A 20,006-nucleotide genomic window follows, 5' to 3' on the forward strand; every position below is an offset into this window, starting at 1 on the left:
TGCCAGGGCACCCGGCTCAATACAGTGGCGGCATGAGTCGCTGGGCGGTGGCCGGGACGGGGCGCCGGGCGGTGGACGTCGGGATAGTGGCGCTCACCGGGGCAGTCACCGCGTACCGGATGGCGGTGGCGCTGCCGCTGACCGTCTTCGCGACCGTCGGCGGGGTGGCGGTCGGCGTACTGCTCTGTCTGGGTGCGCTGGCGTTTCCGTTGAGCCGGATCAGCCGGGAGGCGGCGGTCGCGCACGTGGCCGACCTGCTCCTCCTGCTCCCGTTCCTCTACCTCGGCGTGCGGGCGCTGCGCGGCCGCTCCGGCTCCCGGCCCGCCGGGGCGGTGCCGCCGGAGGTGGTCAGCGGCAGGAACAGCAGCATGGCGAGCGAGAGCAGGACGTAGCTGTTCGACCCGAGGAAGCCGACGACGGCGGAGAACCCGACGCCGCCGTGGTCCCCGGACCAGAGCCAGACGACGCTGCCACAGAGCAGGAGGTACGCGGCGGCCGGCGCGCGCCACTGCCACAGCCACAGCCGGAGCCGGAGCCACCGCCAGGGTGGGCGCGGATCCTCGGGGCACTCGGCGCGTTCGGCGCGCCGGGCGAGGGTGGAGTCGGCGAGGACCACCAGCGCGGGCACCAGCCAGACCAGATGGTGCACCCAGGTGACCGGGCTGACCAGGCACGCGACGATCCCGGTCAGGGCGAATCCGGCGCGCTCGTCACCCCGCCGGACCGCCTGCCGGGTCCGGTGCGCCCAGACCACCAGGACCACCGCGACCAGCACCAGCCAGGCGAGCCGGTTCGGATGCTCCGGATTCCAGCGCGCCGCCAGCCCCAGCAGGGACTGGTTGGAGACGTACTCCAACGATCCGACCCGGCCGGTGTCCCAGACGGCCCGGCCGAAGTAGGTCCGGGTGGCCTCCGGCGCCACCAGCCAGGCCAGCAGGGTGGCGACGGCCGCCGTGGCCGCCGCCGTGCCCGCCGCCCGCCAGCGGCGGGTCACCACGAGATAGCCGATGAAGATCGCCGGGGTCAGCTTGACGGCCGCGGCGACGCCGCTGCCGACACCGGCGAGCCGGTGACCCCGCTCCAGCAGCCAGAGATCGGCGTAGACCAGGGCGAGCAGCACCAGGTTGACCTGGCCGAAGCTGACCGTGTCGCGCACCGGCCCGAGCATCGCGAAGAGGCACACCGCGAACGCGAAACCGAACCCCCGGTGCCAGCCCTCCCGCCGGGCGATCGGATCGACCAGGAGCCACAGCACGAACGCGGCGGCCGCTCCGGTGACCGCGGCGTTGACGGCGATCGCCGGATGCCAGTCCAGCACCGCCAGCGGCAGCATGCAGAGCGCGGCGAAGGGTGGATAGGTGAACCCGTAGCCGGTGCCGGGCCGGACGTAGTCGTAGAGCCGGCCACCGTCGTGGACCCAGTGGTTGACCGCCCCGTGGTAGACGCCGATGTCGAACCAGCCCCGGTGCCCGGGGAGCAGCGCGATGGCGACCGCGATCGCCCCGGCCAGGCCGAGGAGAAGGAACATCCGGGCGTACGGCCGGGGAGGTCCGGTCATCGGGTGGTCCCCTCCAGCGCCCTGCCGTTCCAGGCCGGGCCGGCCAGCACCGTCGAGAGCGCGTGCACACCGAGCCCGAAGCAGCCGACCGCGACGATCCCGAGCGCCACCCCGGTCGTGGCGAGGGCGAGCTGTGCCGGATCCGGCCCGAAGCCGCTGGGCAGGGTGAGGAAGGCGACGCCGGCGGCGGTCAGGGAGGCCAGCAGGCGTACCGGCCGCTGGGGTGCGGCGGCGGCGATCAGGACCAGGCCCCAGAGCACGTACCAGGGCCGGGTGGCCGGCCCGAGCACCGCCACCGCCGCCAGGGCCAGCCCGAGCACGTACGTCGGGCCGAGCCGGCGCCGGTGCCACCAGGCGAGGGCCATGCCGCCGAGGGCGGCGAGCAGCCCGGCCCAGAGCCAGAACCGCATCGGCGCGGTGCCGAGATCCAGCCCGGCCGCCTCGGTCAGCCGGTGCGACGCGCGCCCGAGCGCGCTCGAGATCGACCAGCTGTGCTTGTAGAACGGTGTGCCGAGGGCGGTGATCCAGCCGTAGCCGAGGCCGGTGGCGGCGGTGGCGGCCACCGCCGTCAGGCCGGCGAGCCCGGCGGTACGCAGCGTGGCGGACCAGATTCCCCAGTACGGCCGGGCCAGCGCCACGACCACCAGCAGCCCCGCCGCCGCGGGCGCCTTGACCAGGGCGGCCAGCGTCACCAGGACGGTGGCCAGCGCGAACCGCTGCTCGAAGGCGAGGCAGAGGCCGGCCACCAGCAGCCCGAGCATCACCGCCTCGTTGTGCGCCCCGGCGACCAGGTGCAGCGGCACCAGCGGGTTCAGCACGCCGAGCCAGGTCGCGGCGCCCGGCTCGACCCCGCTGTGCCGGGCCAACCGGGGCAGGAAGATCGCCAGCAGGACGACGCCGAGCAGGGCCACCACGCGCATCCCGATCACCCCGGCCGCCGCCGTCGTGCCGGCCACGGCGGCGACCACGGCGGCCAGGCCGAGGAAGACCGGCCCGTACGGCGCCGGTGTCTGCTGCCACATCTGCGGCACCTCGGCGGCGAAGGGCCCGCCGAACCGCGACACCCCGTGCTCGTAGACGTCGGCACCGGCCAGCACCATCGTGCCCTGCGCGAGATAGCTGTAGACGTCCCGGCTGAACAGGGGCGGGCCGAGCAGCAGCGGGCAGGTCCAGAGGGCGAGGGTGGTCAGCAGGCCACGCACGTCGGCGCCGCCGGGCCGCCGGAGATCGCGCCCCGCCCACCACCAGGCCGCCACCAGCATGGTGAGACCGACGTATCCGCAGATCAGTGCCGGTCCCGGATAGTGTCGCCAGTCGGTCAGCCAGAGCGCCGCTCCGGTCTGGTCGACCGGCAACGCACCGGCGGCCAGCCCGGCGCACCCCAGGATCATCGTCCCGGCGGTGCCCAGGATGCGGTACGCGAGCACCGCGGGCAGTCTCAGCACCCAGGAAGGATTCCTGTACCACGTTGCCGCAGGACGTCCGTCCGGTGATGCGCCGGTGGCGCGGGGGTGCCGCGCGAACGCCGGTACCGCGGCGGGTGTCGTTGGCGGTGCCGCTGGCGGTGCGGGGGCCCGGCCGCCGGAAGCACCGGATTCCCGCCAGCCATCGGCGTGCGGCGCGCGGCACCGGGTCTCCCCGCGTGCCGCGCGCCGCAACCGGTCGGCGCTGTTGGCCGCCGGTCAGCGGTCGGCGGCGTTGGCCGCCGGTCAGGCCGGCGGTGCCGGCAGGCTACGGCCGGTGAAGGCCGGTCCGCCGGTGGAACCGGTGGCCCGCCCGCCCCGCGCCCCCGCCGAGCTCGGCTGGTAGACCCGGGTCTGGTTGTCTCCGTTACGGAACACGAAGGCCCAGGTCGGCCCGCTGAAACCGGTGAAGGTGAAGACGGTCGGGTCGGTGGCTGCCACCTCGTCGACAAAGGTCAACCGGGTCCAGTCGGTCCACGTCCCGGAGCCCTGGGTCAGCTCGCCGGTACCGTAGACGCCACCATCGCTCCCCCGGGCGACCACCTGGATCTTGCCGCTCACCGGGTCGATCAGCGCCCCCGGCGGGCCGTCCGCCGAGAAGTCGCCGACCGGGGTCCAGGTGGCCGGGAAGTTGCCCCCGCTGTCCTGCATCATCGTGACCACGGTGCCGTCGACCGCGCGGGCGACGACCCGCAGCCGGTTGCCGGGATAGGTCACCACCGCCGGGATGCCGGTGATCGTCGAGTCACCGATCGCCGCGCACCCGGTGACGGCGCCGGCCGCGTACCGCATGGTGCGGAGCTGCCCGGCGGTGTCCCGGGCGAAGATCTGCACCCCGCCGCTGACCGGGGCCGCGGCGACCGGTCCGGTCAGGCCACCGACGCCGAGACCGAGCCACGCCGAGTATGCGCCGTTGGCGCCCTGCTGGGCCAGGGCCCAGAGCGCACCCGCGGCGTCGACCGCGAACATGACCAGCGCCCCGTCAGCCTGGCGTGCCAGCACCGGCGGTGACCCGACCGGCCCGTCCAGGTCCGTCCAGGAGCCCCAGGCGGGCGGGTTCCTGGTGGCCTGGGTCCGCACCCACAGGTCACCGCTGGCGTTGAGAGCGGCGATCTGCAACCGCCCGTCGGCCTGCTCGGCGAGGGCCGGCCGGCCGGTGAACGCCGCCTGGCCATGGATCGCGGTCCACTGCACCGACAGGGCGCTGTCCGGGTCGGCCTGGTGCCCGTGCAGCAGCCGACCGATGTTGTCGGCGTACGCGTAGTCCACCGGGCCGAGCGTGGCCGGCGGCACCGGCGTGGCCTGCCCGGCGGTGGTCGCCGAGAACTGGGCTATCGGCAGCCCGGACGCGGCCGTCGGCACCAGGGTGCCGAGGACCACGGTGGCCCCGGACGCCGGCTGCCCGACCCCGGCCTCCCCGGGCGCGCCGATCACGCCGTCGGCCCGGCCGTCACCGGTGACGTCTCCGAGGGCGACCGCCGTGCCGAGGCCGTCGTTCGTCTCGTTGGCCGCGTTGAGGTCCGACTGGACGATTCGTCGGGCCGGGCGCAACGCCCGCGTCGCGTCACCCACCCGGGCGCGGCCGGTGAACAGCACCGCCGCCCCGGCCCGGGAGACTCCCGGGTACGACTTGTTGCCGACCCCGACCAGCAGGTCGTCGTGACCGTCCTGGTTGGTGTCGCCGGTGGCCAGGGCCCCGCCGAAGCGGTCACCGGCAACCAGTGTCTCGCCGCCCTCGCCGAGCTGGAGCCAGTAGCCGGTGCCGAGGTTGGCCGAGGCACCCGGATAGACCAGGACCGACCCGGCGGCCGGGGCGTCCCCCGGTGCCTCGCCGGGTAGGCCGGCGGCGATGTCGGCGAAGCCGTCGGCGTCGAAGTCGCCGACGGCGAGGGCGGCGCCGAGATTGTCGCCGGCCTCGTTGCTCCCACCGTTGTTGTTCTGGTTGCGCCCGAAGCCGGTACCGGTACCGTCGGCGGCGCCCGGCATCACATAGATCGCGCCGCTGTTGGCCGGTGAGGTGTCCGGCCCCTCCCCCGGCGCCCCGATCACCAGGTCGGTGTGGGCCGAGCCGGTGACGTTGCCGGCCGCCAGCGCCGCGCCGAACCGATCGCCGGCCTCGTTGGCGCCGCCGACGTCCGACTGGTGCACCCACCAGCCGGAGGCGATGCCGCCGGCAGCGCCCTTGAACACGGCGACGTCCCCGCCGCGCACGCTGCTGCCGTCGGGGCCCTCGTTGGGCAGGCCCACGGCCAGGTCGGCGAAGCCGTCCCGGTTGAAGTCGCCGGCCGCCAGCGCCGTGCCGAACTGGTCCCCGGCCTCGTTGCTTCCACCGTTGTCCTCCTGGTCGTACCAGGTGCCGGTGGTCAGCCCCGCGGCCTTGCCGTAGAAGACGCCGAGCGCGCCCGCCTTGATCGTGCCGATCGCCTCGCCCGGGATGCCGACGGCCAGGTCGGGGTAGCCGTCCTTGTTGAAGTCCCCGGCGGCCAGTGTCGCGCCGAACTGGTCGCCGGCCTCGTTGGCGGCGTTGTTGAGGTTGGTCTGGGTCAACCGGACGCCGGCCCCCGGCCCGGAGGCGGAGCCGGGGAAGACGCTGACGGTGCCGGAGGCGACGCCGCCGATGGTGTCGCCAGGGGCGCCGACGGCCACGTCGGCGTAGCCGTCCTTGTTGAAGTCCGCGGTCACCACGGCGGCGCCGAACCTCGCCCCGGCGACGTTCGCGCCGCCGCTGGCGTTCGCCGGGGTCACCACCCGGCGGGTGTACGGGTCGGTGCCCGCACAGCCGGTCGCGGCGCTCGCCGGCGCGGCGGAGGTGACCACCGTGGCGACCGCCGCCACCAGCGTCATCGCCGCGCAGGCCGCCGCGGGCATCCGGCCCTGATCGGACCGCCGTGGCGGGACTGTCGTCGTTGTCGGGCGAGGCCGCGTACGCGGCGATCGGGTGTCTCCCATTCGGTACAACTCCTCGACGTGTCGGCGGGACGTGCTGCCGGTGGATCGATCCGGGCGCCGGGCGCTCCGGGCCGGGCGACCGGATCGATCAGACGTACGTTGCCGGGTGGCCCGATCGAGCCCCCGTCCGGCGTGATCAGGCTGGCGGGGAGGTCAGCCGCAGCCCGCCGTACCTGGGCTCGGCCGTCTCGTCACGTAGCGCGGATTCGCCGGGCGGGTACCAGACGCGGAACACGTTGTCGGCGTCCCGCGCCACGAAGATGTAGGTCGGGCCGCCGGAGTTGAGGTAGCTCAGCACGGTCGGGTCGGTGGTGGCGGTGAATCCGCCCTGGGCGGCCTGGATCCAGCTCCCCCACTCGCCGGAGCCCTGCGCGGTTTCCCGGATCGCGTGCATGGTGCCGTCGGCGCGGCGGGCGATGACCTCGGTCCGGCCGTTGCCGGGATGCAGCAACGCCGCCGGCGAGCCGGCCGCGACCAGGTCACCCACGGGCGCCCAGGTGGCGGCGAAGGTGCCGCTGCCGTCCTGGGCCTTGCTGACGAGGGTGCCGTCGGCGGAACGGACGACGACCCGCATCCGGAAGCCGGGGTAGACCACGACCGCCGGTGTGCCGGTGAGGCCGGCACCGCCCAGGTCGGTCCAGGCCGACAGGGTGCCACCCGGGTAGTAGGTCGCGGTACGCAGCGCACCGGCGGCGTCCGGGACGAACAGTTGCAGCGCGTTCTCCAGCACGGCAACGGCCGGGGTGCCGACCAGCCCGCTCGCGCCGAGGCTGCGCCAGGACGTGTACGCCCCGTTGGCGGCGTCCTGCGGCAGATGCCAGAGCCGGCCGTCGACGTCGACAGCGAACTGTACGAGCGTGCCGTCGGGCAGCCGCTGCACGGTCGGGGGCCCGGCCATCGAGCCGCCGAGGTGGGACCATGCGGCCCAGCCGGACAGTCCGGGTTCGGACTGGTTACGGGACCACACGTTGCTGTCGGTGTGCTGGGCCACGACCTGGATCCGGCCGTCGGGCTGCTGGGCCAGCGCCGGCGGGCCGGTGAACGCCTGGCCGTCGGAGAGCGCGGTCCACTGCACGTTGTGCAGGGAGTCCGGGTCGGGCATCCGGCCGTGGAACAACCGCCCGATGTTGTCCACGTAGGCGAACTCCGGCGTGCCGAGCAGCGCGGCGCCGCCGGGGGCGGCCTGCATGGCCACGGTGCGGGAGAACTGGGCGATCGGCACGGTCGGCAGCGGGTCGGCGAACCAGCCCTGCAGGTCCACGATCAGCCGCAACGGGCTGGACGACTGGTTGCGGACGGTCACCTTTCCCTCGGCTCCGGGCCGGAGCACCACGGCGCTGGAACGGCTCTCCCCGGCGTTGAAGTTGTTGAGGCTGGTCGTCGGCACCGGCTGCCCGGTCGGCCAGGCGACGAGGTGGCCGCCGCCCGCCGGGTTCGCCACCGTCAGGTTCAACACGGCGCCGGCGATGTCGCGGGTGGGCAGGCCGTTGGTGCCTCCGACGGCGACATCGACGCTGCCGCCGGCCGGGACCGGGGTGTCGGCCGTGTCGAGTAGCCGGCTCACCGCCGGGCGGTAACCGGCGCCCTGGGTCGGCTCGGCGGTGAAGTAGCCGTGCGCGTCGACCAGCAGGTTGATGGCCGCCCCGCCGGTGTTGCGGACGACGATCCCGCCGTCCGTGCCCAGCTTGACGGCCATGGTCTGGGCGGTGGTGCCGACCGGGTAGTCGAAGGTGCTGCCGGCGGCCGTGCCGCCGGCCGGGTAGGCGGTCAGGTAGCTGCTCCGGGTCGCCCCGACCACGGTGAGGTTGACGAACGCCGCCGACGCGCCGGCCGGGATCGGCGCCCCGTTGCCGACCGTCACCGTGACGCTCCCGCCCGCCGCGACGGTCGCCTTCGGCGCGCCGAGTCCGCTGCGGGTGTCCACCAGCCGGGTGTGCGGGACCGGCACGAACCCGCCCCGCCCCGTGGCCGTGGTCGGGTTGGTCAGGAAGTAGCCGTGCACCTCGGAGACGATGTGGGTGCTGCCGTTGTGGTTGTAGTAGTTGATCTTGCCGTTGGCGCCGACCGGCACCACGGCGCTGTTGGACTGCACCACACCGGCCTTCACGTTGAGCGCCGAGACGGCGGGCCGGGCGACCCCGTCGGGCCAGAGCGTGAAATAGGTCGCCACGGTCGGATTGACCGCGGTGACGTCGACCAGCAGCGCACTGACTCCGGACGCCGGCACCCCGGCCCGGCCGAGCACCTGCACCGTGGTGGTGCTCCCCGGACCGCGCGCGCCGGCCGTGGCACCGACGCCGCTGCGGGTGTCGAGCAGTTGTGCGGTGGTCACCGGGACGAAGTCCCCACCCCTGCCCGCCGCATCGGCGAGGACCGGCGCCGCCGGTACGACGGCGACACCCGCGGCGGCGAGCACCGAGGCCACGAATGCGCCAAGGACCTTCCGGTTACGGGATGTTCGTCCCGCCTGGTCTCGACCCGACAATCTGGCCGTGTCCAACGTTTCCTCCCCGTGATTTGGTTGGATCTTCTCAACACAGCACGAGCGACCCGATCACCACCGGCACTCATAGCGGAAATCGGCGCCCTCACCCACCTCGACATAGCGCATGGCATGGATCGTGCGTGCTTCCGGTGGCCGAGCGGCAAACGCAGTCAACGGTGCCCCGTACCGTCCGATCTCGCGGGCGACGGCACCGAATTCCGAGCTTGGATCCAGCGTCAACAACTCCGCGCTGCGCCACAGCAGCGCGAGCACCACGACCACGTCGCGAGGGTCCCCGTCGGCCGCCAGCAGGGCCGCCGCCCGCAGCCCCGCCCGCAGGTACCTCGGCGCCGCATGACGGACCGCCAGCGCCGCGGCACGCTGGACGTACGGGCTCAGCACCGTATCTCCCAGCGCTGCCACCGAACCGGCAGCGACGGCGATCGCCCTCTCGTCACGTAGCGCCCCGAGAAGCCTGGTGATCTGTTCGTCCCGATCCGTCGGCATCGGCCTGGTGAGATACTGCTCACGCGGATGGAAGCGAAGGGCATCCTCAAGCTTGACCTGTCTCACCATCACGGTTTCCTTCCCGGAACCATTCTCGTGTCGTCCACGAATTCGTATCCGCGTTTCACGAGCGCGTCGATTTCGAGTCGGAAGACGCGGTGCCGGACGTTCGTCGAGTCCCACAGCGTGTTGAACCGTATCGGTGTCGCCAGGTAGACCTCTCGACCCGCGTCGGCCACGTCCTCTATCCATTGCATGTTACCGGCGGGTGTCCAGTTCGGATCATCGAGCACGAGGTGCCCCGCCCAGGTCTTGGCAACCTTGGTGTCCTCGATGTTGCCGAGCACGACCACGTCGCCCGGTTTGCCGACCGAGGAGAGGCGGCAGACGTCGTTGTGGACCAGGACCGGGGCGCCGCCGGCCACCACGTGGTACGTGTGCAGTCCGTCCACGGTCAGGTTGTGCGCCCGCTGTCCCTGCGCCGTCCACCGCTTGATCCCGGTGATTTGGACGAAGGTGCCGGCGGCGGTACGCAGCATCGCGCCGACGGTCAGCTTCTCCGCCGTCACCCACCGGTCCGGACCCGCCACCCAGAACGGGTGCCCGTCCGTCGCCGTCAGTGTGCCGGTCCGGTCACCGGCCGCGCCGTCGACGTCGACGGTCACCTCGACCATCGACTTCTCACCCTGGCCGGAGATCAGGTCGGTGACCTCGCGCGCCTCGGTCCGTCCGGTGGTCGGGTCGGTGGCGATCACCTTCTCGCCGACCCGCACCTGCTCGATCGGTTTGCTGGAGCCGTCGGCCATCAGCACGGCGGTGCCGGGGGCGAAGCTGTTGCAGGCACCACGCGCCCGGCCGACGAGCCCACCCACCCGGCCGCTGGCGATGTTGGCGACCTCGCCACGAGCCGCCGAGCCGGCCGACTGCAGTGCCGAGCGGGCACCGCCGGACAGGGCGCGTACCCCGGAGCCGATCGCGGCGCCGGCGACCGAGCCGAGGCCACCGGTCAGCCCGCCGATCACGCCGCCGAAGAGGGCGTTGCCGGCCATCTCCTTCCAGGAGTGCCCGCCCTCGACCAGGTCGTGCACGATCGAGCCGACCGCGCCGGCCAGCGCGCCGCAGGCGACCGCGCCGACCCCGGTCCAGCCGATCGCCACCCCACAGCCGATGCCGACGACGGCACCGGCGGCGATCCCGGCGATGGTGGCGGCGTGCTCCTGCACGAACTCGGAGACCGCGGCGGCGGCGGTGGAGACCGCCTGCACCACCGTGCCGGCGGCCTCGACCGCCTTCTGGTAGACCACCTGCACCGACTTCGCCACGTCGTGCACCACGTTGCGGACCGTGGAGACGACCTTGGCCGGCAGGCTGGCCACCGTGGAGACCACCGACTTCAGGCCCGAGTAGACCGGCTTGAGGGCGGCGGCGATCGCCGGCAGCGGGTTGTGCTTGATCGCGTACCGCACCGCGGCCTTGGCGGCGTTGGTCACCCGGTGCGCGGCGGCGACCGCCGCGCGTTTCATGGCCGCCGCCCGTTCCCTGGCCCACGACACGGCGGCGGACGCCTTGCTCGCCACCCAGCGGGCAGCCGAGACGACCTTTTTCGCCACCCACGTCACGGCGGTCCTGGCCTTGTTGTAGACCCACTTCGCGGCCGAGGTGACCTTGCTGGCGACGTACTTGACCGCGGAAACGGTGTAGTTCCAGGCGGTCCGAGCCGCCGAGTACGCGTACGAGGCCGCGTAGGAGACCGCCGACTTGGTGGCCCGCCAGGCGCTGGAGACGGCGCCCGAGACCTTGCTGACGGCCTTCTTGCACCAGCCGCAGGAGGGCCAGTGGCCGTCCGGGTCACTGTTGGCCAGCGGGTCGCCCGCGCCGTACGTGTACCGGTTGGCCAGGATCGACTCACCGGCGCCGTAGGTCACCGAGTCCCGGGAGTCGAAGGTGCCGGTCGCCGGGTCGTACCAGCGGGCGCCCATGTTGACCTGGTCGGTGGCCGGGTCCGTCCAGTCGCCCTGGAAGCCGAGGTTGCTCTCCTCGCCGGCGGTGGCGATCCGCTGCCCGAACGGGTCGTAGGCGGTGGAGTCGGCAAGGGCGGGCAGCGCCGGGTCGGCCGGATCGAAGCCGCCGACCACGTCGCCGTGCTCGTCGGCGAGGGCGATCCGTTCCCGGGTCCCGTCGGCGACGGCGAGCAGTTCGCCACCCGGCCCGCGGGCGTAGGTCTCGGTGCCGTCGCTGACCACCTCGTCGCCGAGGCCGGCGTAGCGGAACGCGGCGCCGTCGCGCTGGGCGAGCCGGTCCAGGCTGTCGTAGGTGTAGTGCTGCCCGTCGGCCTCCGTCAGCCGGTCGAAGGCGTCGAAGGAGTACGTCTCGGTGTGTCCGGAACTGGTCCTGCCGGCCAGGGTGCCGCGCGCGGTCCAGGCGTAGGTGTGGTCGCCGTCGGTCAGCAGCCGGTTCCGGGCGTCGTAGCTGGCGGTCCTGCCGCCGGCCCGGATCCGGTTGCCGGAGTCGTCCCAGGCGTACTCCGTGGTCTCGTCCCCGGCGGTCCAGGAGGTGATCCGGCCGGCCCAGTCGTAGCCGTACCGGTTGTCGGCCGCGCCGGCCGTGCCGGCGGTGGTCTTGCGGGTCAGCCGGTCGTCCACGTCGTACTCGTAGCGGATCGAGGCCACCTCGGCGCCGCCGCTGTTGCGCAGCACGTCCGAGGAGACCCGACCGAAGTCGTCGTAGCCGTAGCCACGGACCCGCCCGGAACCGTAGTCGACGGTCTTCACCGCGCCCGCGGCGTCGTAGCCGAGCGTCTGGGTCGTGCCGGTGACCGCGTCGGTGAGGGTGTGCAGCCGAGCGTTCCGGTAGGCGTAGTGGGCGGTGCCGGCCGGGTCGGTGCGGGTGGTGACCCGGCCGTCGTCGTCGTAACCGAAACTCGCCGCGCCGGCCGGACCGGCCGAGCTGAGCACCCCGCCCCGGTCGTTGTAGGTGAAGGTGTCGGTGCCGGTCGGCGCCTGCGCGGAGACGAGCCGGCCCGTCAGGTCGTAGCCGAGACGCCGCTCGGGCTGCCCGGCCCCGGAACCGGCCTCCCGGGTCAGCCGCCCGGCCGCGTCGTATTCGCGGGTCCGGACGACGTCGCCGGGCGACCGCAGGTGCTCCGGGTTGCCGGCCAGGTCGTACGACATGCTCCAGGTCCGGTCGGCGGCTGCCGGATGGGCCGCGGTGGCCGGCTCGACCACCGTCGCCGGCAGGCCGAGGCTGTTCACCGTGTAGATGGTGGCGTTGCCCCGCCCGTCGGTGTAACGGGTGCGGTTGCCGGCGGCGTCGTAGCCGAAGCTGGTGGTGAGCTGCCTGCCGTCGGCGACCGGTTCGACCTGCCGGACCAGCAGGCTGCGCGCGTCGTACGCGTAGCTGGTGACCCGCTGCTGGGCGTCGGTGGCGGAGGTCAGGTTGCCGGCGGCGTCGTAGCCGTAGCTCTGGGTCCGCAGGGTGTTGCCGGCCGGGGAGAGGTCGGACTCGGCGGCCACCCGACCCAGCACGTCGAAGTCCACCCGGGAGGTGCGGCCGAGCCCGTCGGTCATCCGCACCTGCCGGCCGTGCAGGTCGTAGCCGTACTCGGTGACCACCCCGGCCGGGGTGGTGCTGCGCAGCAGTTCGCCGACCTTGTTGTAGGCCAGCCTGCTGACGGACCCGCCCGGCGAGACGGACTCGACCAGGTTGCCGGCGTCGTCGTAGGTGTGCCGGGTGGTGAAGGTGTCGGCGACCGGCCGCCGCTCCACCTCGGTCACCGTGACCGGCCGGTCCAGGTCGTCGTAGGTGGTCTCGGTCCGCGCCCCGGACGGGTCGGTGACCGAGAGCATCTCACCGGTACGGGTGTACGTGTAGCGCCACAGCGCCCGCTCGTCGTTGGTGCTCCCCGGCGCGTCCCGGACGGTGACCCGGTTGAGCTGGTCGTGACCGTAACGGGTGGCGTTGCCCCGCGGATCGACGACCTCGGTGACGTTGCCGACGGCGTCGTAGCGGGTCAGCGTGGTCGGGTTCGCGGCCACCCCACCGACCGGCGTGTAGCTCGGCGCGCTCGCGCTCACCACCCGGCCGAGCCGGTCGTGGGCCTGCCGGCTGACGTTCCCGAGCCGGTCCCTGACCGCCACCACCTCGCCGAAGGCGTTGTAGCCGACGGTCTCGGTCGGGTTGACCGTCTGCGGGGCGCCGCCGTCACTCTCGGCGGCCACCGCCGGCCCGGTCGAGCTGACCTGCCGCTCCAGCTCGTCGTGGCGGACGGTGCTGGTGTGGTCGGCCGGGTTCGCGCCGCTCACGTTGCCCCGCGGATCGGTGACGGCGGTGACCAGACCCCGCTGGTCGTGGCGGTAGCTGGTGACGAGGTTCGTGCCGTTGCCGACGACCGTCTCGCGGTCCCGGTTGCCGGCCGCGTCGTAGCGGTATTCGACGGTCTGCCCGCTGGTCGGCATCGCCCACGGCACGTTCGCCGCCTGCCCCGACCAGGTGGTACGGGTGACGTTGCCGGCCGCGTCGTAGACGTAGCTGGTACGCCGGGACACCCCGGTCGGGTCCAGCGTCGTGCTCTCCACCCGGCCCGCCCGGTTGACCACGTGCTGGGTGACCAGCTGCCCGTTGGCGCTCTCCTGCCGGATCACGTTGCCCGCGCCGTCGTAGGTGTTGGCCTCGATCACGTAGTCGCGGGTGCTGCCGCCGGGGTTACGGAACCCCTTGAGGATGACCTTCTCCGGCAGGTCGTCCCGGTAGTAGGTGTACTCCAGCCGCTGCCCCATCGCGTCGGTCTGCCGCACCATCCGACCGGCGTGGTCGTAGGCGTACGAGTTGAGCACCAGGTAGTCGCCGGTGGCCGGGGCGGGGCTGCCCTCGGGATCGCCGCGCCAGTCCCGCAGCCGCACCTCGGCGATCGTGTTGCGGGAGGTGAAGGCGTATTCGTAGTGGTTGCCGTTGGCGTCCACCATGGAGGTCCGGTTACCGAACCGGTCGTAGCCGAACGAGGTCTCGGCCCCCTCGGCGTCGACGCTGCGGGCCAGCCGGTTGTGCTCGTCGTACTCGTAGCCGCTGACCCGGGGCGGGTCCTCGGTGAGCACGTCGCGCAGCTCGGTGCGGATCACGTTGCCGTCGGCGTCGTAGTCGTTGGTGGTCCGGCTCTGGTGCCGCACCCCGCTGACCGCGTCGGTGGTGACCGGGCCGGTGACCGTCCTCAGCCGGGACAGCGCGTCGTAGCTGAAGCTGGTGGTGACGCCCTCCGGGAAGGTGTCGGAGACCTCGGTTTCCGAGATGCGCCGGCCGAGCGCGTCGTAGCCGAACGAGGTGACCAGCCCGGACGGCTCGGTGACCCGGGCGAGGTCACCGTTGGCGTGGTAGTCGTAGCGGGTCACCGCGCCACGCGGGTCGGTGGTGGTGCGCACCAGGGCGGGCGGCGTGGCCCCGCCGCCGACCGCCGCCTCACCGCCGGTGGTGTAGGTGTGCCGCACCGTCGCACCGTCCGGGCCGGTCTGGGTGGACAGCTGCCCGGTCGGGTGGTAGCTCATCGACGTGCGGTAGTTGGGGTCGGTGGCGCCCGCCGAGCGGCCGTCGCGGACCTCGGTGGGCAGGTCGTTGCGCGGGTCCAGCGGGTTGGTCACCGTGGGGTACGTGGAGTAGGTGGTGAAGCACTGGGTCGACGTCCGGCACGTCCTGCGCGAGATCACGTTGCCCCGGTCGTCGTAGCCGAGGGTGACGGCGTCGCCGTTCTCGTTGGTGACGACGTTCTGGAAACCGCGGTCGTCGTAGGAGAACGACCGGATCGCCATGCCGTCGAGGGTGTGGCCGACGAACACCGGCCCGCCGGAGCTGCCCGGGATGACCGTGCAGAACCGCGGGTCACCCGGGTCGGGGCTGTTGCACAGCTCGGTCGGGGTCGGCGACGGGGTCGGCGACGGGGTCCGGTAGCCGGGCTGGTCCTCCTCGCGTACGCCGATGCCGAGCGGCGAGCCGGACCGCAGCATCCGGCCGGCGAGTGCGTCGTACTCGTAGAGGTGGGGGCGGCCGGCCGGGTCGAGGACCTGGATGGAGCGGCGCAGGTCGGTGTCACCGCCGTAGACCGCCGGGGCGCCGATGCGCCAGGTGCCGCCGTTGCGGTCGGTGTACTCGCTGATCCGGTTCAGCGTCACGTCGTACGTCGCCTCGGCGGCGATCTTGCCGCTGGGCAGGGTGACCTGGCTGAGCTGGTCGGCGTCGGTGGTGCCGAGCTGGTGGTGGGCGGTCACCGCCGCCGGGCCGAGCGGGTGGGCGTAGACGGCGACCTCGTCGATGGTGCCGGAGAAGTGCCGCTGCGCGGTCGCGCCCCACGCCGGCCAGGACGACGGCGTGCTGGCGTACGCCGCGCCGACCTGGTTGACGGTCTGGTTGGCGTGGTCGATGGGGGCGGTGAGGGTGCCCGCGACCCGGCCGTCGAGGTAGAGCGTCTGGGTGCCGCCCATCGCCGAGAGCACCACGTGGTGCCACCGGTTGTCGTTGACCAGGCCCGTCGACGTGATCGGGGCGATGGTGCCGGTGCGGAACTGCCCGCGCAGCCGCCCGTCGGTGCCGACGTAGAGCAGCGGCACCCCGGCGGACGAGACGCTGCCCAGCGCCGCGTTCTGGTAGCCGACCAGCGGGCCGCCGGTCTGCACGCCGGACATCTTGAACCACACCTCGACGGCGGCGTCGCGGTTCTTCTTCAGGGTGCCCTTGGGCAGTTCCAGCACCGACGTGGTGCCGTTGAAGGTGGCCCCGGTGTTGTCGGTGCCGGGCAGCGCCCCCGCCGCGCCGAGGGTGAGGTTGCGGGCGGTCGCCGCGTCCCTGCCGAGGTTGACGGCGATCTCGCTGCCGGCGGCGCTGCCCTGCGTCTCGCCGAGCCGCCAGTACGACTCGGGCCGGCTGTCCAGCACGGCGGCCCGGTAGTGCGAGCCGGCGGTGTACTGGTAGGCCGTGCAGACGTCGCCGGGTGCGCAGACCCGGGTCAGCAGATCGCCGGTGTAGGTGTAGTTCCAGGTCGGTGCGGTGCCACCGACCAGGTCGGTCCGCACCGACGTGACGTGCCCGCCGGTCCAGGTGAAGTGCAGTGCCCGGCCGGCGGTGTTGGTCTGGCTGTTGGAGACGTGTGCCCTGGCGAGCCGGCCGGTGCCGGGGTCGTAGCTGAGCACGACGGCGCGGGCGGCGGCGTCGGAGATTCTCGTGAGCCGGCCGGTGCCGGAGAACTGGTAGCTCATCCCGGCCCGGTCGGCGAGGGTGTACGTGCTGCCGGAGAGGACCAGCGAGGCGGCCCGCCCCTGCGGGGCCGCGAAGGTGCCGTCCGGGTTACGGCCGAACCGGACCTGCTGCCCGTCGGGGTAGGTGACCACCACGTTGCCGGAGCCGTCGTCGTCGGGCACCAGCCGCATGTCGTACACGGTCACCCAGCCGGCGCCGAAACTGAGGTCGCGGCGCGGGTCCAGGCTGTTGTAGGTGCGGACCACGCGCAGGTCGGGGCCGACGGTGGTGACCGAGGCGTCCAACGCGGCGGTGCTGAAGTTGCCGACCTGCGGGTCGAACTCGCGTTCGGAGCTGCCGTACGGCGCGGCGGCCACCCGTGAGGTGATCTCCGGTTGGGGTACGGCGGTGAGCAGGGTGGACCAGTCGGAGGTGACCTCGTTGCCGGCGTCGGCGACGACGGTCCGCCAGACGTAGGTCCTGGTCCAGGCGAGCCGGCCGGCCGGCACCGTCCACGCCTGACTGGTCAGGAATCCGGAGTTGGCGCAGTTGACGTTGGTTCCGGCGTCGGTGCGCTCGCAGTACTCGAACTTGAAGCGCAGGCTGGAGCCGGGCGGTGCGTCGATGTCGACGGCGCGGGCCCAGAGCTGCGGGGTCAGGGTGGGCGTCTGATAGCCGTTCGGGGGGTGCAGCTCCTGCACCACCGGGGCGATGTCGAAGACCTCCAGCACGATCCGGCCGGGCGGCACCTGCTCGTCGGTGAAGACGATTCCGCCGGTCCGGACCATGGTGAAGTCGAGGAAGTACCGACCCGGCGGCAGCGCCCTGATGGTCGCGTCGAGGGTGACCGTGGCACCGCGGGCCAGCGTGCCGGGCAGGTTCGCCGTGCGCTGCTGGGTCACGGCCGCACCGGTGGCGGCGTTGTACGCCCGGTAGGCGAGGTAGTAGTTGGCGCTGGTCCACGCCTCGGCGCCCCGGTTGGTCACCGTCACCCTGACCTTGCCGGCCTGGTTCTGCAGCACCGGTGGCTCGGGCACCGGATTCGGGATCGTGTAGGAGGCGTTGTACGGACTGTGCGTGACGTAGAGCCGGGGCCGGTTGGCGGTGCCGCTCCCGGCGATCCGCTTCCACGCCGAACTGTCGCCGGCCGGGGCGCGCAGCGACAGGCCGTTGTTGGCCCGGGTGCCGTCGACCCAGCCCTGCACCATCCGCCGGCCGGTGTTGCCGAGGTCGAAGAGTGTCCCCCTGGCCGGGCACCTCGACTGCGACTGGCCGGTCTGGATGTGGCCGTAGGCGAAGGACTGGCTGGCCAGTGCGGACCCGACCGACGGCCCCGGGTAGGAGTGGCCGCCGGGGCCGGTCCACGCCTGGGTCACCTCGTGCACGCTCAGACGCCGGGGCGAGCAGGAGGGCGCGTCGTAGTTGACGATCTGCAGCTGCGCGCCGTAGATCGTGTGGTACCGCAGCCGGCTGTTAAGCCCGTCGAACCGCAGGTACGACGCGGCGTTGCCGCCCAGGTTGCCGGCCAGGAGTTCGGAGGCGCCGGAGCGGGACGAACCGCCCTGCACCACCATCGAGTCGTCCGCGCCGGCCGGCTCCACGGACGGGTCGAGCCGGACCGGGAACACCCGCGCCGGGTCGCGCAACCACGCGTCGTCGGCGACGATCTCCAGGGCCGGGCCGCCGGAGACGGTCACCAACCGGTAGTCGACCCCTGTGGAGAGTGCCGGGGTGGCCGCGGCATCGGTCATGAACCCGGCCGGGATCACCGCGCGGACCGTTCCGGCGCCGTCGACCAGCCGCACCTCGCCGTCGACAAGCCGTGGGGTCAGCCCGGTGAGACGGAGCGGGAAGAGGAAGGCGCGCGGGGCCGACGCCGACCGCAGCACCAGGGTCTCCTTGACCCCGCCCGCCTGGCTGACCAGCTCCAGGTCGGTCTGGGGCAGCACGTTCCGGTAGGTGGCGGTGGCGCCGTCCACGGTGGCGGCCGAGGCGCGGGCGCCGGCCAGCCCGTAGCCGAGCGCGTGCCCCCCGTCGAGGCCGACCCGGACCAGTTCGGCGGCGTCCGCCCGGTCGGCCAGTCGCAGGTCCACCGAGTCGGCCGCATTGCGCCAGCCGGTGCCCGAGCGGACGAGTGTGCTGTCGATCGGCGCCCAGCCTCCGGCGGCACTGCGGTAGTTGATCGGGTCGGTGGAGAACTCCGTCGTCGCGGTCCCGTCCGGGTTGCGGTAGGTGCGGTGGTGGGCGTCCCGCTCGGTGGGGAGTTCCCGGCTGGCCTGCGGGTCGAAGCGCGGCGCCGGCGCCGCCGGCGGGTCGACCACCGCGGCCGGATTGGGCGTCGCCACCGGAGCGGCCCGCTCGGCCCGCAACGGATACCGGTTGCGCAGTGACTGCGGCACGGTGGTGTTGCGCCGACCGTCGACGGTGTGCGCCTGACCGGCCGCCGAGCCCCAGCGCTGCTTCGGCGCGTCCCTCCCCCGGTGGCCGCCGCCACCGGCGGCGGACTCGTACGGCGGGTGGGAGAGTGCCGCCGTGGTGCCGGGCTGCGCGGAATGCGCCCCGAGCAGCACGCAGAGCGCGAGCGCGGTGGCCCGCCACGCCAACTGCCACGGGCCGCGCCGGATGCCGCGGCGATGGTCGAACCGTCGACGGGCGCGCACGCCCCAGCCCCCGTACATGGTGCACTCCCCCGTGCTCAGTCGCGGGTCGGGCGCCCGCGTCCGCCATCACCGGGCCCACGCGGTCACCGGCCGGCCTGCCGGCACTGGGTCCGGACGGCGGGACGGAAGCGGAGTGGACCTGGGCGGTCGCCGGGCCAGCACCGGCGGCGCAGGGGCGCCACCAGCAGCTGCCTCGTCGAGCCGCTGGTTCCGGACTCTAACCAGGCGAATGATGCGGGTCCATACCTCGATCGGCCTGATCTTGAGTCCCCGGTGGGTCCGATGCTGAATTGCCCCGATCAGCCCGATGTGGAATTCCACGGTCCGGCTCCGGAGCGCGGGCCGGGTCACGGGTGGGCGGTCAGGCGGACACGAGCCGGCGGGCCTGGGCCAGGGTGACCGGCTCGTCGTGGCTCTGGACGTACCACTCGTAGTCGTCGTCGAGCAGGTCGCGCACCATCGCCAGGTCGAGGCCGTCGTCGGAGCCGCGCAGGTGTGCCGGCGGCGGATAGAAGCAGTCGCCGAGCAGCGCCACGCCCGCGTCGGGGACGTACACCACTGTCGAGTCGGGAGCGTGTCCGCCGCCGACGTGCCGCAGCCGTACGCCCGACGGCAGGGTCAGTTCGTCGGCGAAGGTGCGACCCGGCGGCAGGATCGCGAAGCCGTCCCAACCCTCCATCGCGAGTGCCCGGGCCCGGAAGCTCGGGCCGAGCCGGGGGTTGGCGCGTACCTGCTCGCGCAGGTAGCGGTGGCTCCACGGCCGGGCCGCCTCCTGCCGGAGCAGTTCCCGGCCGGCGACATGACCGACGATCTCGACGTCGGGCCAGGCGCAGGCGCCCCAGACGTGGTCCCAGTGGTGGTGGGTGTAGACCAGCCACCGGGCCGGGGGAAGGCCGGCGGCCCGCATCGCGGCCTGGATCGCACGGGCGTGCGCGGGGCTGTGCCCGGCGTCCACGACCACGCTGCCGCGCTCGTCGGCGACGACCGCCACGCCGGCCTGGACGTTCGCCGGGTCGGGGTCGCCGGGCGAGATCCAGACCCGTCCGGCGAGCTGCCGGATGGTGATGCCGTCGATGATCGCGCGACCTCCCGTGCGGGGTCCCTGGCCGGACCGGGTGGGCTGGCACACACCATATCCACGCCGCCCACCGGCGCGGGCTACCGTACGG

General features: G+C 73.4%; 8 protein-coding genes. 1 reads left to right on the top strand and 7 read right to left on the bottom strand.

Features of this window, described 5'->3' with window-relative positions:
- Positions 1-32: 32 nt before the first annotated feature.
- A complete protein-coding gene (locus tag ACN27G_RS21415) occupies positions 33-392 on the top strand; it encodes a hypothetical protein (RefSeq protein WP_421494557.1) in 360 nt (119 codons plus the stop codon).
- Here ACN27G_RS21415 and ACN27G_RS21420 read toward each other — a convergent pair.
- The 7 genes from ACN27G_RS21420 to ACN27G_RS21450 form a co-directional block, all read right to left on the bottom strand.
- Positions 278-1,558 carry a glycosyltransferase 87 family protein gene (locus ACN27G_RS21420; RefSeq protein ID WP_421494558.1) on the bottom strand — a complete coding sequence of 427 codons (1,281 nt, stop codon included), beginning with the start codon at positions 1,556-1,558 and terminating at the stop codon, positions 278-280. The two genes, ACN27G_RS21415 and ACN27G_RS21420, sit on opposite strands and share 115 nt — an antisense overlap.
- A complete protein-coding gene (gene mptB / locus ACN27G_RS21425; RefSeq protein WP_421494559.1) occupies positions 1,555-3,003 on the bottom strand; it encodes a polyprenol phosphomannose-dependent alpha 1,6 mannosyltransferase MptB in 1,449 nt (482 codons plus the stop codon). The genes ACN27G_RS21420 and mptB overlap by 4 nt, the downstream gene beginning before the upstream one ends.
- A gap of 264 nt (positions 3,004-3,267) precedes the next feature.
- Entirely contained in the window at positions 3,268-5,889 is a 2,622-nt protein-coding gene (locus ACN27G_RS21430) for a hypothetical protein (protein WP_421494560.1), read from the bottom strand.
- 217 nt (positions 5,890-6,106) lie between these two features.
- Positions 6,107-8,395, bottom strand: coding sequence for a hypothetical protein (locus tag ACN27G_RS21435; RefSeq protein ID WP_421494561.1), 2,289 nt, complete (start codon positions 8,393-8,395; stop codon positions 6,107-6,109).
- A gap of 129 nt (positions 8,396-8,524) precedes the next feature.
- Complete coding sequence (locus tag ACN27G_RS21440) at positions 8,525-9,031, bottom strand: hypothetical protein (RefSeq protein WP_421494562.1); 507 nt, start codon at positions 9,029-9,031, stop codon at positions 8,525-8,527.
- Positions 9,031-18,855, bottom strand: a complete 9,825-nt coding sequence (locus ACN27G_RS21445) for a LamG-like jellyroll fold domain-containing protein (protein ID WP_421494563.1) — start codon at positions 18,853-18,855, stop codon at positions 9,031-9,033. Before ACN27G_RS21445 ends, ACN27G_RS21440 begins: the two co-directional genes overlap by 1 nt.
- A 343-nt stretch (positions 18,856-19,198) precedes the next feature.
- A complete protein-coding gene (locus tag ACN27G_RS21450; RefSeq protein WP_421494564.1) occupies positions 19,199-19,966 on the bottom strand; it encodes an MBL fold metallo-hydrolase in 768 nt (255 codons plus the stop codon).
- Positions 19,967-20,006 lie beyond the last annotated feature (40 nt).

The organism is Plantactinospora sp. WMMB334, assembly GCF_049179095.1.
In the GTDB taxonomy this organism is placed as follows: Bacteria; Actinomycetota; Actinomycetes; order Mycobacteriales; family Micromonosporaceae; genus Plantactinospora.

Coding starts and splice junctions, on each gene's coding strand:
- ACN27G_RS21415 (WP_421494557.1), top strand. CDS start 33: ATGAGTCGCTGGGCGGTGGCCGGGACGGGGCGCCGGGCGGTGGACGTC.
- ACN27G_RS21420 (WP_421494558.1), bottom strand. CDS start 1,558: ATGACCGGACCTCCCCGGCCGTACGCCCGGATGTTCCTTCTCCTCGGC.
- ACN27G_RS21430 (WP_421494560.1), bottom strand. CDS start 5,889: ATGCCCGCGGCGGCCTGCGCGGCGATGACGCTGGTGGCGGCGGTCGCC.
- ACN27G_RS21440 (WP_421494562.1), bottom strand. CDS start 9,031: ATGGTGAGACAGGTCAAGCTTGAGGATGCCCTTCGCTTCCATCCGCGT.
- ACN27G_RS21445 (WP_421494563.1), bottom strand. CDS start 18,855: ATGTACGGGGGCTGGGGCGTGCGCGCCCGTCGACGGTTCGACCATCGC.